We start from the raw sequence: 14,429 nt of genomic DNA, 5'->3' as shown, positions 1-14,429 counted from the left end.
CTTGAGTTTCAAGCGAAAGATCAAAAGATCAAAAGATCAAAAGATCGCAGCCTTCGGCAGCGCCTACAGGGCCAGTGGCCACACGTTAGGGTTTGTCCGGCTTGGCCAGCAGTGTATAGACGCAGGGCAAGACGAACAGTGTGAACAACGTGCCAATCGACATCCCGGTGGCGATCACCAAGCCGATGTCGAAGCGGCTCACCGCCCCGGCCCCGGTAGCGAGGATCAATGGCACCATGCCAAATACCGTCGCCGCGGTGGTCATCAGTACGGGACGCAAACGAATCGATGCGGCTTGCTCCACGGCCTCCCGTGGGCTTAGCCCCTGTTCCCTGCGCAGCTGGTTGGTGAACTCAACGATCAGGATCCCGTGCTTGCTGATCAGGCCGATCAGCGTCACCAGTCCTACCTGGGTGTAAATGTTCATGCTCGACCAGCCGAGGAATAGCGGAATCAAGGCGCCGCAAATCGACAGCGGTACTGTCACCAGAATCACCAGCGGGTCCCGGAAGCTTTCGAACTGGGCGGCCAACACCAGGAAGATGATCGCCAGAGCCAGGGCAAAGGTGACCCACAGCGCGCTGCCTTCCTGGACGAACTGTCGCGACGCCCCTGCGTAGTCGAAAGCGAACCCTACCGGAGCCTCTTCTTGGGCAATCTGGCGGACCGTCTCGATGGCCTCGCCCATACTCACGATGGGAAAACCTGAAATCGTCACCGCGTTGAGTTGCTGGAACTGATTCAACTGCCGTGGTCGCGCCCGATCGCTGACTTTGATCAGCGTCGACAGTGGCAGCAATTCACCCTGGGTATTTTTTACGTAGTAGTTGTTCAACCAGTCCGGATTGTCCCGGAACGGCCGTTCGACCTGGGCGATGACCTTGTAGCTGCGCCCTTCGATGGTAAAACGGTTGATCTCGGCTTCACCCAGCAGGGTGGCGAGTGTGCCGCCCAGGTCTTGCATCGAGACGCCCATCTGGGCGGCCTTGGCACGATCGATGTCCACGACGACTTCGGGTTTGTCGAAAGCCAGGTCAACGTCCATGAAAGCGAACTTGCCGGATTCCAGTGCGCGCTTTTTGACCCGGTCGGCAATCTGCAACAGCGTTGCGTAGTCCTTGGGCGAATTGATGACGAACGCAAATGGCAAGCCTTCGCCGGTGCCAGGCAGGGAGGGTAGGTTGAAACCGAATATTTGCAGGCCGGGGATGTTCTCCAGCTTGGCCTGGACTTCAGGCAGGATTTCCATCTGGCTGCGGCTGCGTTCGTTCCAGGGTTTGAGCAGGAAGCCGCCGATGCCGGATTGCACGCCGTTGTATCCGTTGATCTGGAACGAGGAATAGTACTCCGGGAACTCCTTGAAGATGGTGATGAAATGATCGGTGTAGCTGTTCAGGTAGTCGAGGTTGGTGGGCTGTGGGGCATTAGCCATCATGAAGATGATGCCCTGGTCTTCATCGGGGGCCAGCTCGGACTTGGTGAACATGATCAGCACCGGAATCAGCAGCAGCACGATCACCGCGAACACCAGCACCACAGGCCGGGTATTGAGCATGCCGTGAAGCATGCGCTGGTAGCGGTTTTTAAGACGTTCGAAAACCACGTCCAGTCTATGAGCCAGTCCCGAGGGGTTCTCCTCGTGACGCAATAGCATGGCGCACATCATGGGCGAGAGGGTCAGTGCGACGATCCCGGAAATCACCACTGCTCCAGCGAGGGTCAGCGCGAACTCCTTGAACAGCGCCCCCGTGATCCCCTCCAACAGACCGATCGGCGCGTACACCGCCGCCAGCGTGATGGTCATCGAGACCACCGGCATAGCGATCTCCCGGGCACCTTCAATTGCAGCGTCGAACGGACGTTTGCCCTCCTCGATGTGTCGGTGGATGTTTTCCACCACCACGATCGCGTCATCCACCACAAGACCAATTGCCAGCACCATGGCGAGCAGCGTCAGGAGGTTTATCGAGTAACCCATCAACTGCATGAAGAACATCACGCCAATCATCGACAGCGGGATGGTTACCACCGGGATGGCCACCGAGCGCAGGGCGCCTAAGAACAGGAACACCACGACGATGACAATCAGCACCGCCTCGAAGAGGGTTTTGACCACCTCGTCGATGGAAGCCTGGATGAACAGGGTGGCGTCGTAGGCGATCTCGGCCTTGAGGTTGGCCGGCAGTTGGGCCTCCAGATCCGGCATGATCCTGCGCACTTCCTTGATCACGTCCAGCGGGTTCGCGCCGGGGGTGGCCTTGATGCCGATGTACACCGAGGGCGTGCCACCGAAGGAGCTGATGGTGTCGTAGTTCTCGGCGCCCATCTCCACCCGGGCGACATCGCGCAGCAGCACGCGGCTGTCGCCGTCGGTCTTGAGCGGGATCGCCGCGAAGGCCTCGGCGGACTTGAGTTCGGTGTTGGCGTTGATACTGGTGACCACGTATTCGCCTTTCACCTCACCGGCGGCCGAGAGGAAGTTGTACTGGCGCACGGCATCGGTCACGTCGGCGGCGGTGAGGCCGAAACCGGCAAGCTTGACCGGGTCCAGCCACAAGCGCATGGCGAAGACCTGGTTGCCGAGGATCTCCGCTTCGGCCATGCCCGGCAATGTCGCCAGTTTGGGCTGGACCACCCGTGACAGGTAGTCGGTGATCTGCGGGTTGTTCAGTTCCTTACTGAAAAAACTGATGTACATCAGTGCCGAGGCATCGGCGGCCTCGCGGCTGAGCACCGGGTCTTCAGCATCTTGGGGTAGCTGGTTCTTGACTTCATTGGCCTTGGCCAGCAGCTCGGTAAAAAGCCGGTCGCTGTTGGAACCGATGCGGGCGTAGACCGATATCACCGAAAAATTCTGACGGCTGACCGAGGTCATGTAGTCGATGCCCTCGGCGCTGGCCAGACTCTGTTGCATCGGTTGGGTGATATAGCCCTGGATGGTCTCGGCGTTGGCCCCGGGGTAGGCGGTGGTCACCGTGATCAGGGCGTTCTCCATCTGCGGGTACTGGCGCAGGGGCAGCTTGCTCCAGGCCTGGAAACCCAGCAGCACGATCAGCAGGCTGACCACGGTGGCGAGCACCGGGCGGCGGATGAACGGATCAGTAAAAGCCATGAGGGTTCCTTGATCAGTCCGCAGGGGGCGGGCTGTTCTGTTCGGTCAGGGTCTTGTCGTCGCTGATAGCGATGGGCGTGCCGTTATCCAGTTTGATCTGGCCGGCGATCACGACCTGTTCGCCGCTCTGCACGCCTTTGGAAACCAGCACCTGCCCATCACGTCGCTCACCGGTTTCGACGAATCGCCGTTCGGCGATCAGGATCGGCTGGCCCTTGTCATCTTTTTCGACGTTGCCGTCGTCGGTCTTCTTCTGCGTCACGACGTACATGGAGTTGCCGTATAGGGTGTAGGTCACGGCGCTTTCTGGCACGACGATGGCGTTGGCCTTGTCCGGCAAGATCACCTGCAGGCTGGCGAACATGCCGGGTAACAGCCTGCCGTCGGGGTTGCCCAGGGTGGCGCGTACCAGCACATTGCGAGTGCTGTCTTCGATCTTGGGATTGATAGCGCTGATGGCGCCGACGAAGGTCTGGCCGGGATAGGCCGAGACACTGACGTTGACTGCCTGGCCAACCGCGAGCATGGGTACCGCGTGCTCGGGGAGGTAGAAATCGGCATACAGGCTGCTCAGGTCCTGCAGGGTGGCGATCACCGTGCCGCTGGCCAGGTAGTCGCCGACGTCCACCTGGCGAATGCCGATGGTGCCGCTGAAAGGCGCGACGATGTGTTTCTTGGCCAGTGAAGCCTTGAGCTGGTTGACCGTGGCCTGGTTCTTTTTCAACTGCGCCGCGAGCCGGTCGAATTCGCCCTTGGAGATCGCCTGGCTGCCCACCAGTTGCCGGCCCCGGCCAAAATCCAGTTTCGACAGCTCAAGGTCGGCCACGGCGGTTTCCAGCAGCGCGCTTTCTACGTCACTGTCCAGTTGCACCAGTGGCTGGCCGGCCTTGACCTTTTGCCCCGACTGGAACTGCACCTTCTGCACCGTCCCGGCAATCTCCAGGCTCAGGTCTACGCCTTGCAGCGCGGTGAGGCTGCCGACGGTGGGCAGGCGAGTTTGCCAAGGTTGCTCGACAGCCGTGGCCACGGCCACGCTGACCGGCGGTTTGGGGGCAGAAAACATCTGGATCTGCTGGTAAACGGAGAAGGCCTTGTAGCCGGCCAGTAGCAGTACCACCAGCAGGACAACACCCAACATGATCAGCATGCGGCGTCGCAGCATGTTCCACTTCCTTGGAAATAAGCCGAGAGAAAAGACAGACAGGCGGGCACATTACTCTGAGTGCGCGACCGATTCAAAACGATGTTTGTCGATAATGTGTAAGGGGTTTTCCTAAAAGCTCGCCGCCCGCTTGTCAGATCAAATGCAAATGGTTGTCCCAGAGCCCCGCCGGCAGATCCAGTGGTTTTGCAACCAGTTGTGACTGGCGACAATCGTAAAAGCGGCAACGGCCCTGACCCGATGTCACGACGAAACCGTCGGCCACCGCACCCACACCGGCGCAGTCCGGCAGAGGCGCATCCAGGCGGACTTCGCCGCTGTCCAGGTCCCAGATAAAAAAGCGATTGCCACGGGGCGCTGTCAGGGCCACCAGGCGCAGGTCGCTGTTTACGGCAACGCTGGCGGTGTAATGACCCATGGCCTGCAATTGATGCTCGGCCACCGGGAATGCCTGGAACGGCTGGCCCGGACGCTTGATCGCCAGCAGCTCGGAGGATTCGTGGGGATCGCCCATGAATTGCTGGCCGCAAACGATGGTGCCATCGCTGGCGATGCCCATGTGGCGCACGCTGTTCATCGATTGGGCGAGGGTTTCCTTGCTCAGCAGTGTGCCATCGCGCTGCATCAGCACCAGGCTCGGCTCCATGGCATTGAGGTTCATCTCGACGCGGCTTTCGGCCTCGGTGCGGATGCCGCCGTTGGCGACCACCAGCGTTTCGCCGTCGGGCATCCACGACACTTGATGAGGGCCGATGCCGTGAGTGGACAGTTCGCCGCTGTGCACCAAGCGTTCGCCTTCGAAACGGTACACACCCAGCAGGCCACGGCCCGGATCGGTCGTGTCGTTCTCGGTGGCGTACAGCCATTCGCCGCTTTTGTGAATCACCGCGTGCCCATAGAAATGCCGGTTCGGCAACGAGGTGAGGGTCTGCAGCAGCGTACCGTCGCGCAGGTCGATCAGGTAGCTTTCGGTGCCTGGGCGACGGGCGACGAACAGCGCAATCGGTTGTGTCGGATGGTCAATGATGTCATGGCAGCGCTGCGTGACCTGGGTGGCGAACACCCGACTGCCGTCCAGTCGATAGCCCACGGCGTAGTGCTTGCCGTCGCTATCGTCCCGTGCCGAGAGCAGGAGCGGACTCCTGTCCTTTTGCTTGAACAGCGTCCAGCCGCCCAGGGTAACGGCGCCGAGCAGCAGGCTGCCCAGTGCCAGAGCCTGACGTCGAAACATGATCAGTCACCGTCGTTGGCATTGAAGCCCAATTGAATGCCCAGCGCCTTGGCCAGTTCGCCTTCGTGCAGGCGATGGACTACGTTGAGGCTGTCGTACAGTTCGTTGAGCTGCTGGCGTCCGGCGGCGTCCCCGAGCATTTCGGTCAGCGAGCGCTGGCTGTCGGCGAACAGTTTCAACGAGCTGTCGTAGGCCGCGTCGATCTTGTCGGCCAAGGGTTTCTGCTCGCTTGGCAACAGGCTGCGCAGGCCCTTGTTATCCACGCCGACCCAGACGGTCCTGGCCGCGCTCAGGCTGGCTTGCAGGCCCTGCAACGACGACTGGCTGCGCCAGGCATCGGCCTGGAAAGGTTGTGGTACGCCTTTGCTCTGGCGACCCATCGGTGTGCCGAGTTTCTTCTTCAAGGTGTCCAGGGCGGTAACCTGGACTCGCAGCAAATCGGCGATTGCTTCGTGGGAATCGGCGTAGCGCTGGTTCGGAAACTTGCTCATCTGGGCGAGCATGCCGTCGTTGGTATTCCAGCGTGACAGGATATCTTCGGCCAATTGCTTCTGACGTTCGCCAATGGCGATCAGCAGCGGGCAGTACTTGGCTTTTTGCGCGTTGTCGGCCATGTCGATCCTGGCGTCGAACAGCAGGTACTCATAGGCTGAGAGGCCCTGGACCACCACGCTGGACTTGGCCAGGCCGGCAACGTCGATCTGCGGCTGGCTGTTGACCAGTTGCTCGACCTGACGGCCCACCAGGTTTTTCTTGTCCGGCCAGAATTGCACCTGCCAGGCGCGATTGCCCTCAGCCAGTGGTCCGATCAGCAGCGGTTGCAACTCGGCCCAGGCTTTTTGTGCCTTGAGGAAGTCGGCGCGGGCGGTCTCCAGGTTTTCCTTGCCTTGGCAGAACGCCAGGGCGCTGGTTGCCAGTTGCCGGTCGGCCTCAACCCAGCGGCTGTAGGTGGGCAGGATCACTTGCTTGGCGATAGCCGCCGAAGTGACCGCTTGCGGATCCTGGGGCGAGCACGCGCCGAGGACGATGGCGGCGAGGCTGGTAAACAACAACTTGGGACGGAACATGTCGGGCTCCCGTTTTTCGGAGAATGCGATTAAAGGGAATTCAGGAACGCCAGCAACGCCGCGCGTTGCTCGGCATTGAACGCTAGAACCTGTCGTTGCGCCGCTTGCGCTTCGCCGCCATGCCATAGCACGGCTTCGAGCAGGTTGCGTGCGCGACCGTCGTGCAAGAACTGGGTGTGACCACCGACGGCTTCGGTCAGGCCGATGCCCCACAGCGGTGGGGTCCGCCAGTCACGGCCGCTGGCCTTGAATTCGCTGCGGTTGTCGGCCAGGCCCTCACCCATGTCGTGCAACAGCAGGTCGGTGTAGGGGCGAATGACCTGGTTCGCCAGTTCCGGTTCGGCAGCGTTGGCGGCCGTGGTGTACTTCGGGGTGTGGCAGGACTGGCAGCCGGCCTGGAAAAACAGATTCTTGCCGGCCAGCACCTGGGGCGAGTTCACCTCGCGCCGGGCCGGTACGGCGACGTTGCGGCTGTAGAACAGCACCAGCCGCAGAATGTTGTCGCTGACTTCCGGCTCGCCATCGGCGCCGTTGCCGTTCGGCGCGCGCTTGCAGTCGACCTGAGCATCGGTGCAGTCATCGAAGGGGCGCAGGCTTGTCGTAAGCCCCATGTCACCGGAAAAGGCGTGGACGTTCTGCTGATTGAGGTTCGGCTGGCCGGCCTTCCAGCCGAAACGCCCCAATACGGTCTTTTGCTGGACATCGTCCCAGACCTGGTTCGGCCGGCCGAGGATGCCGTTGTTTTCCCGTGCCTGGGCTTGGGCGTTGGCCAGGAGCGCTTCATCGGGAATGGCTTCAAGCAGCCCCAGGCCGATCATCGGCGGTGCGACGCGGGCCGAAAAGCGCGTGTCGGGGTGCATCGGGCCGTAGCCCAGTTGGGTGATCTGCAGTTGCGGCTTGCGCAGTTCTACAACGGTGCCGTCGTCGAAGCGCACCGGGACCGGCGTGTAATCGACCCGCACCTTGCCTTCGGGGACAACGCCGGGCACGGACATGTCCTGCAATTGCCCGCCATAGGTCGGCTCCGGCACCACCCCCAGTTGTTCGATGACCTTGGCGTAGGCCGGAGCATCGGGAATCGACAGGCGCACCAGCATCGACACCGCGCTGGCCGCGTCCGGTGCCGGCGGATGGCCGCGACCGTCCTTGACGTGACAGTTCTGGCAAGCGTTGGTATTGAACAATGGCCCCAGACCGTCCCGGGCGGTAGTGGTCGAGGGCGCGATCACCCAGGGGCTGCGGAAAAAACTGTTGCCCACGGCGAAGTCCACGCGCCGCGAAGGTGGCAGGTTGGCCGAGGGCAGGGAAAAGGCGTTCTGATCACTCTTGCGCACCGTCGCGGCGCCACCGGACCGGGCTTCGCCGGGTTCGGCCTGGGTAAAACGCGGGGCGTCATCGCAGGCACTCAGGCCCAAGGCCATGAACAGAGCGCATAAGCGAAGAGGCAACGACGGCATCGGACTTCCTGGAGGACAAGTGAAACGAGGGCGCAAAGTCTAACAGGGCGGGGCGGTTTGAATAAGAGGGATTATCGTTTGGTTTTTGAGCGTCACTTTAATCCAGATTACCAACCTGCTTTTCTAAGGCTTGGCGCCAGCGTCCAGTCGTTCCCTCCCTCCGTTCGTCGGCAATCTGCTCTGACCTGTCAATCCTGACAGTAGCCGATTTTCCTTGGTTGGAGTTTGATGGCCCAACGCCGAAAAGCCACGCTACGCTCACTCGCAGGAAAGTATGATGGATATCGAATCGTCTATCTTGAACCATCCGTTCGACCTATACCCTGTTTATATCCCGGGGTGGAAGACGCCGGTGCTTCCGGAAGGCCTTGCGAACGGTGGCATCCCACAAAGCATTTATGACGGCCGGCCCGAGGGGTTGCAATGCGTGATCTATGCATGGACCGAGCTCAAGACCGGCTCCTGGACAATGGCGGTCCTTGATCGAGTTGACTTGTATGTCAATGGCGAGCTCTCGGGGGCAGGCTTTACCGTCCAGCCGGGAGAAGAAAACAAGGAGTACTTTCTCCTGGACCTTCCCCAGGGAAAACTGAGAGAAGGGGTCAACAGGCTGCATTACACAATAACCCGTCTCAGCGAAAATCCCGGTACTTCCAATGATTTGAATGTGCTGTACCACTTGCGGGCACCGGGTGAGCCGGCGCCTCAGGGCCTGGATCTGGTGATCCCGCCGGATGTGCTCCGCGATGGGGTCAGCGCCGAGCGGGCGGCGCAGGGTGTGGAGTTTGGTTTTACCTATTCCAATCCGCGAGATTACGACAGCATCAGATTTTCAGTGGGCAATGTGAGCGTTCCAGTTGACGGATTTGATGCTGCCAGACCGGTGACGCACACCCTGTTTACCGAAACATTCAGACAGGCGGGGGACAACCCCTATACAGCGCTCCAGTTCACGGTGACTGACCAGTTGAGCAACTCCAACCGGTCGTTGATCGAGTACTTGGATATCCATTTGGACCGCATGCTGATTGCTCCTACTCTCACCAATGTAAAAGATTCCGCCGGGGAGGAGATTGACGACAAAGGCGAAACAACCAGCACTACCTTGGCGCTGTCGGGTCAGGCAAGTAATGGCAAGGAGGTCGAGATCTACGATGGCAGTGGGGCCAGTGCCGTCCCTAAGGGCAAAGCGCTTGCCGATGCAACGACCGGCCTATGGACCAAAGAAATTACCGTCCCGGTCGGTGCTCGCCGCCTGTATGCAAAGTCGCTCTACCACCCTACGAACGTATATTCGAACGTACGCACCCTGACCGTGATGCCTGAACCCCTCAGCATCGATACCAGCGACGCCATTCTCGACCAGTTAATGTTTAGAGCCGACAAGTTTCCTGATCGTCCACCAGTAGGGGCGTTCGTAGAGCGGATACCGTCGGGAGGTGTGCCTCCCTATATCTATACTTCCAGCGATCCGGAGGTGGCAGAGCTTTTTTCATCATCAGAACCACGGGTTGTATCGAAGCACTCAGGGACCGCTACGATAACCGTTTCAGATCAAATGGGTAAAAGCGTGTCTTACCAAGTCATTACTTCCAAGGTTTGGCTGCTGTTTGACTTAGGTAAAGACAATGAGTGGCAAACGTATTGGAATTGCTCGGCGGCTGCGTGGACCGCCGGGGGGGCTATCCCTGATCAGGTGACTTGGGGAGCGATTCGAACCATCCATGACGGCGACCCAGGTTTGGGTGACCTGCGTGCATGGACTTCGGACCAAGGCCCCGGAGAAAGGACTGTGTATACAATCAACCCCAAAACAGGAGTCCGAGAGCTACTGTCCCAGGACAGCGACTATGCAAGGGGATGGATGATCAAAGAGGTATGACCAACCCTTGGCATTGATGCAACGAGGCTGGCGACGCCGCTCATTTCAGGTCTGGGTCCTGTGGCAAGGGAGCTTGCTCCCGCTTCGCTGCCCAACGGGGATAAATCCCCTTGCCACAGCGCCAAGTTCAATGCGCGACAGCGCAGCGTCGAGGGCGCGGCGGGCACTCCCTTGTAACAACTTAATGTTTGATTTTAGGGTTGCACCACCGCCCCCGGCACCAACGGCAGTTCCAGACTCGCAATGAACCCGCCTTCGGGGTGATTGGCCAGCACCAGCGCACCGCCGTGACGCTCGGCGGCGCGGCGGGCGATGGCCAGGCCCAGGCCATGACCGGCGGCGGTCTGGCCGGGGGCGCGGTAGAACGGCTCGCTCAACTGACCCAGGTGTTCGGCCTCCACCCCCGGCCCGTGATCACGCACGCTGACTAGGATCCGCTCCCCTTGGCGCAGCGCGCGGACTTCGATCGGTTGATCGGTTGGATTGAAACGCTGGGCGTTGCGCAGCAGGTTATCCACCGCTCGTTCGATCATGGTCGGCCAGCCCTTGAGGGTCAGGTTCGGCTCTGCGTCCAATTGCATGCTTTGTTCTGGTGAAGCTAGCTGCGCATCTTTTTGCAGGGTCATCAGCAGATCGTTGAGGTCCACTTCTTCAGCGCTGGCGTTGTCGGCATCGACCCGGGCCAACACGAGGATTTCGCTGATCAGCGCCTCCAGGCGATCACATTCGCGGGTCAGGCGCGGCCAGAGTTTTTCCCGCTCCTGGGGGCTGGCCCGTTCTGCCAGCGCCAGGGCGATGCGCAGTCGGGCCAGGGGCGAGCGCAATTCGTGGGACACATCGCGCAGTAATTGGCGCTGGCTGGCGATCAGGCTTTGCAGGCGCGCGCCCATGCGATTGAAATCGGTGGCCAACACACCAAACTCGTCCCGGCGATTGGCCAGCTTGGCGAGGCTGTTTTGCTGGTAGGTGGTCTGCCCCAAATCATGCACTGCCCCGCGCAGGCGGCTCAACGGCCGGGTAATGGATAGGGTCACCAACAGGCTGAACAACGTCAGCACCACCAAGGCGATACCCAACGCGCTGAGGGGCCAGAGCAGACTGCCGCGGTGCCAGGCATCCAGTTCGGGGTGGGGTATGCGGTAGATGAACAGGTAAGTGTCGCCGGTTTTGGCGCTGGTGAATTCGTCGGTCAAGCGCCGCCAGGGCAGGCGTCGGTCGTTGTTGTTCTGTCGCGCCTCGAAGGCCTGCGCCCGACGCGGGAAAGTGCCGCGTACCACCGGGGCACCGCTCTCATTAAGCACCTGGACGTTGATGTGATACTGATGCTTGCGCTGTTGCAGGATTTGCTCGGCGGCGTCTTCGCCCTGGCTTTCGAAGGTTTGCGTCCATTCTTCGGCCAGGGTGTTGAGGCCCGGATGGCGGCTGAGGATCCAGGCGTCCTGGTTCAGCATGTGGCCCAGCAGAATCGAAAGCCCTGCAACCAGGGCGATGGCCAGCCAGAAACTGGCCAGGATGCGCCAAAACAGTGAACGCACGATAAATCCTCGAAAACAAAGAAAGCCCAACGGCGATTGGCCGTTGGGCTGGGGTGCTTCAGGGCATTATTGCGCCTTTTGCGGCTGTTGCGCTTTCCAGGCCTTGAACTCGGCCCACTCGGCCCGACGCTCGGCTTGCTTCTTCTGAATGGCGTCAAACTCTTTTTGCTGCTCTGGCTTCAACAACCCACGGATCTGGGCGTCGACTTTTTCGTGCCGGGCCGCCATTTCATCTTTCATGGCTTTCTGATCGGCAGGTGACAGTTTGGCCAGGTACTTTTCTACCAGTTCGCGGCGCTCGTGGCGCTGTTCGCCCATGATCTTACGGATTTGCTGGCGCTGTTCACGGCTCAGGTCCAATTGGCTGTACGGACCTTTGTCGTGCATCTGGCCGCCGTGACGCGGGCCGTCCATCGGCCCCATGGGGCCCATCGGGCCGGCGCCTTCCGGCATGGCCATCGCGACAGTAGGCAGGGCCGCAGCGAACATCAGAGCGATAAGGGTCTTGCGCATGGTGTATCTCCTTGTCTCGTTCCCGGTCAGTTCCGGATGTGTGCAGATTACGGAGATCAAGGTCAGCGGCGGTCAGGGGGGCGTAAAGCTTGAGTAAAGACGGTTTGGTGACGAGCTTACAAAACAGTGGACGCAAAAACTGCGGCGAGGAGATTATTTGTGGCGAGGGGATTTATCCCCGCTGGGCCGCGCAGCGGCCCTCTTGGTTTTATCTGATGCTCCGTGGTGGCAGACACATCTGGGGGGCGCTTCGCACCCCAGCGGGGATAAATCCCCTCGCCACAAAGGGATCATTTACCCGGTTCATGCAAGGAATCGTTGCAGCGTTCAGAGGCTGTAGTAATAACCACGGCTACGCAACGCCACGATGCGCGGGCGACCGTCGGCGTGAGGGCCGATTTTCTTGCGCAGGTTGCTGACGTGCATATCGAGGCTGCGGTCGTACAGGGTCAGCTTGCGGCCCAGGGCGATCTGCGCCAGTTCCTGCTTGTCCAGTGGCTCGCCCGGTTGCTTGAGCAGCGCTTCGAGCAGGCGGCTTTCGGAAACAGTGAGGGTCTGTTCCTGCTCATCGATGCTGACTACGCCACGCACCGGGCTGAACGTCAGGTCGCCCAGTTCGATCTGGCTGGACACCGCCGTCGGATGGCTGCGGCGCAAGACCGCGCGCAGGCGGGCGGTCAGTTCCCGTGGATCGCAGGGTTTTGCCAGGTAATCGTCGGCCCCCAGTTCCAGGCCCAGGATGCGATCCAGTGGTTCGCCACGGGCCGAGAGCATCAGCACCGGCAGCTCCGGATGATCGTTGCGCAACTGCTTGAGCAGTTCCAGGCCGCTGCCGTCGGGCAGCATCACATCCAGCACCACCGCCGCCGGGGCGGTTTCGGCCAAAGCCTTGCGGGCGCTATTGCCATCGTGGCAGGCCCGGACCAGAAAACCTTCCTGGCCCAGCCAACTGCCGAGGAGCTCACACAGCTCCTGGTCATCATCAATCAGTAACAGCTCGCTCATGACTCACTCAATTTAGCCATTGCCGACGTTGTCTACGTCCACCGCTGGCAAAGATACCGCAGAGCAGGGCCAATAGCGCTACCCCGGCACCAATGACGAACCACTGCTGCTGATCGGTCAGCAGGCGTGGCAGGGGGCTGGCCTGGGCTTCCTTGAGTTGCAGCTTCAGACGCTGGTTCTCCTGGCGCAATCGACTCACCAGCGCGCTCTCGCGTTCGCTGTTGGCGTTTTGCAGTTGCTGGGTCAGTTCCTCGCGCATGCGTTCGCTGTTTTTCAAGCGTTGCTGCAGTTCGGTGATCTGACTGCCTGCGCTCAGGGACAAGGGCGTCGAATGACTGCCGTCGATGCTTTCTTCCCCATGGGCGGGAGCCCCGATCACCAACATGACCCCTAACAGGCACAGCGGACCTTTGCGCATTGCAACTCCTGAATTCCAATCGAGATTAGACAGGTTGTCGGCAGGTAAACGAGAACAATGAGCGATTGAGCGCAATGAGCCGTGAAGGCTCATCACGCATCGGGATGTTAAGGCAGGACTTGCTTGAACGGCTTGACCACGACATTGGCGTAGACACCGGCGGCAACGAACGGATCGGCTTCGGCCCAGGCTTGGGCTGCGGCCAGGGAATCGAACTCGGCGACGATCAGGCTGCCGGAGAAACCCGCCGCGCCGGGGTCGTTGCTGTCCACCGCCGGGTGCGGGCCCGCCAGTACGACGCGGCCTTGGGCCTTGAGCTGTTGCAGGCGCTCAAGGTGTTCAGGGCGAGCGGCCAGGCGTTTTTCCAGGGAATTGGCGACGTCGGTGGCAATGATTGCGTAGAGCATGTCAGTCCTCGGTTTTTGGCGTGGTGGTGTCGGCATCGTGCAGATGACGGGACAGGTAGATGCCCTGGGCGATCAGGAACAACAGCGTCATGCCCAGGCTGCCGAAGACCTTGAAGTCGACCCAGTAGCTCTGGAAGGTGAACGCGACGAACAGGTTGGCGGCGCCGCAGAACAGGAAAAAACCGATCCAGGCGATGTTAAGCCGGGTCCAGATGACGTCCGGCAGGTTCAAGGCGTGGCCCATGATGCGCTTGATCAGCAGGCGATCGCCGACGAAGTGACTGCCGATGAACGCCAGGGCGAACAGCCAGTTGACCACCGGGGCTTTCCACTTAAGGAAGGTTTCGCTGTGGAAGGCCAGGGTCAGGCTGCCGAAGACGAGGCAGGCGATCAGGGTCAGCCACTGGCTTTTCTCCAGCTTGCGTTGGGCCACGAACAGTGCGCCATAGACCACCAGCGAACTGATGATCAGCATCGCGGTGGCGCTGTAGATACCGCCTACAGTCAAGGAGTGACCGGCAATGTCGACGGTCCTTGGGTCAAGTTTGTAGACGATGAAAAACAGCAGAAGCGGGATGAAGTCGATGAATTGTTTCACAGTGGCAGCCAGAAGCAGGATGTGGCGGCATAATAACAAACA

12 protein-coding genes are annotated in these 14,429 nt (G+C 60.5%); 1 reads left to right on the top strand and 11 read right to left on the bottom strand.

Annotation, left to right across the window (positions count from 1 at the left end; all coding sequences use genetic code 11):
• Positions 1 to 85 precede the first annotated feature (85 nt).
• From BM132_RS17960 to BM132_RS17940, 5 genes are all read right to left on the bottom strand, one after another.
• Positions 86 to 3,112: a multidrug efflux RND transporter permease subunit gene (locus tag BM132_RS17960; protein WP_092457418.1), complete on the bottom strand. Its 3,027-nt coding sequence runs from the start codon at positions 3,110 to 3,112 to the stop codon at positions 86 to 88.
• Positions 3,113 to 3,125: 13 nt separating this feature from the next.
• A complete protein-coding gene (locus tag BM132_RS17955; protein ID WP_092457415.1) occupies positions 3,126 to 4,274 on the bottom strand; it encodes an efflux RND transporter periplasmic adaptor subunit in 1,149 nt (382 codons plus the stop codon).
• A gap of 133 nt (positions 4,275 to 4,407) precedes the next feature.
• Positions 4,408 to 5,505, bottom strand: coding sequence for a DUF1513 domain-containing protein (locus tag BM132_RS17950; protein WP_092457412.1), 1,098 nt, complete (start codon positions 5,503 to 5,505; stop codon positions 4,408 to 4,410).
• A 2-nt stretch (positions 5,506 to 5,507) separates the two neighbouring features.
• Positions 5,508 to 6,572 (bottom strand): imelysin family protein, encoded by a 1,065-nt coding sequence (locus BM132_RS17945; protein WP_092457409.1) that lies wholly within the window; start codon positions 6,570 to 6,572, stop codon positions 5,508 to 5,510.
• 29 nt (positions 6,573 to 6,601) lie between these two features.
• Positions 6,602 to 8,029 carry a di-heme oxidoreductase family protein gene (locus BM132_RS17940; RefSeq protein WP_092457406.1) on the bottom strand — a complete coding sequence of 476 codons (1,428 nt, stop codon included), beginning with the start codon at positions 8,027 to 8,029 and terminating at the stop codon, positions 6,602 to 6,604.
• 277 nt (positions 8,030 to 8,306) lie between these two features.
• On the opposite strand from BM132_RS17940, the gene BM132_RS17935 reads away from it, so the two are divergent.
• A complete protein-coding gene (locus BM132_RS17935) occupies positions 8,307 to 9,911 on the top strand; it encodes a hypothetical protein (RefSeq protein WP_092457403.1) in 1,605 nt (534 codons plus the stop codon).
• A gap of 194 nt (positions 9,912 to 10,105) precedes the next feature.
• Here the strand turns inward: BM132_RS17935 and BM132_RS17930 are convergent, their stop codons facing one another.
• From BM132_RS17930 to BM132_RS17905, 6 genes are all read right to left on the bottom strand, one after another.
• A complete protein-coding gene (locus tag BM132_RS17930; RefSeq protein ID WP_092457400.1) occupies positions 10,106 to 11,446 on the bottom strand; it encodes a sensor histidine kinase in 1,341 nt (446 codons plus the stop codon).
• Positions 11,447 to 11,512: 66 nt separating this feature from the next.
• The gene (locus BM132_RS17925; protein WP_047226986.1) at positions 11,513 to 11,959 is read right to left on the bottom strand and encodes a Spy/CpxP family protein refolding chaperone; all 447 of its coding nucleotides are present in this window, start codon (positions 11,957 to 11,959) and stop codon (positions 11,513 to 11,515) included.
• 327 nt (positions 11,960 to 12,286) lie between these two features.
• The gene (locus BM132_RS17920) at positions 12,287 to 12,964 is read right to left on the bottom strand and encodes a response regulator transcription factor (RefSeq protein WP_092457398.1); all 678 of its coding nucleotides are present in this window, start codon (positions 12,962 to 12,964) and stop codon (positions 12,287 to 12,289) included.
• A gap of 7 nt (positions 12,965 to 12,971) precedes the next feature.
• Positions 12,972 to 13,382: an SH3 domain-containing protein gene (locus BM132_RS17915; protein ID WP_092457395.1), complete on the bottom strand. Its 411-nt coding sequence runs from the start codon at positions 13,380 to 13,382 to the stop codon at positions 12,972 to 12,974.
• 107 nt (positions 13,383 to 13,489) lie between these two features.
• Positions 13,490 to 13,789: a YciI family protein gene (locus tag BM132_RS17910; protein ID WP_092393095.1), complete on the bottom strand. Its 300-nt coding sequence runs from the start codon at positions 13,787 to 13,789 to the stop codon at positions 13,490 to 13,492.
• 1 nt (position 13,790) lies between these two features.
• Positions 13,791 to 14,387 (bottom strand): septation protein A, encoded by a 597-nt coding sequence (locus tag BM132_RS17905; RefSeq protein WP_076383722.1) that lies wholly within the window; start codon positions 14,385 to 14,387, stop codon positions 13,791 to 13,793.
• Between the last annotated feature and the right edge of the window lie 42 nt (positions 14,388 to 14,429).

The sequence above is a fragment of the Pseudomonas sp. NFACC45 genome, from assembly GCF_900113505.1.
Taxonomy (GTDB): domain Bacteria; phylum Pseudomonadota; class Gammaproteobacteria; order Pseudomonadales; family Pseudomonadaceae; genus Aquipseudomonas; species Aquipseudomonas tehranensis.
Note: the sequence above shows the minus strand (reverse complement) of the source record. Positions and strands in the feature narration are given on the sequence as shown.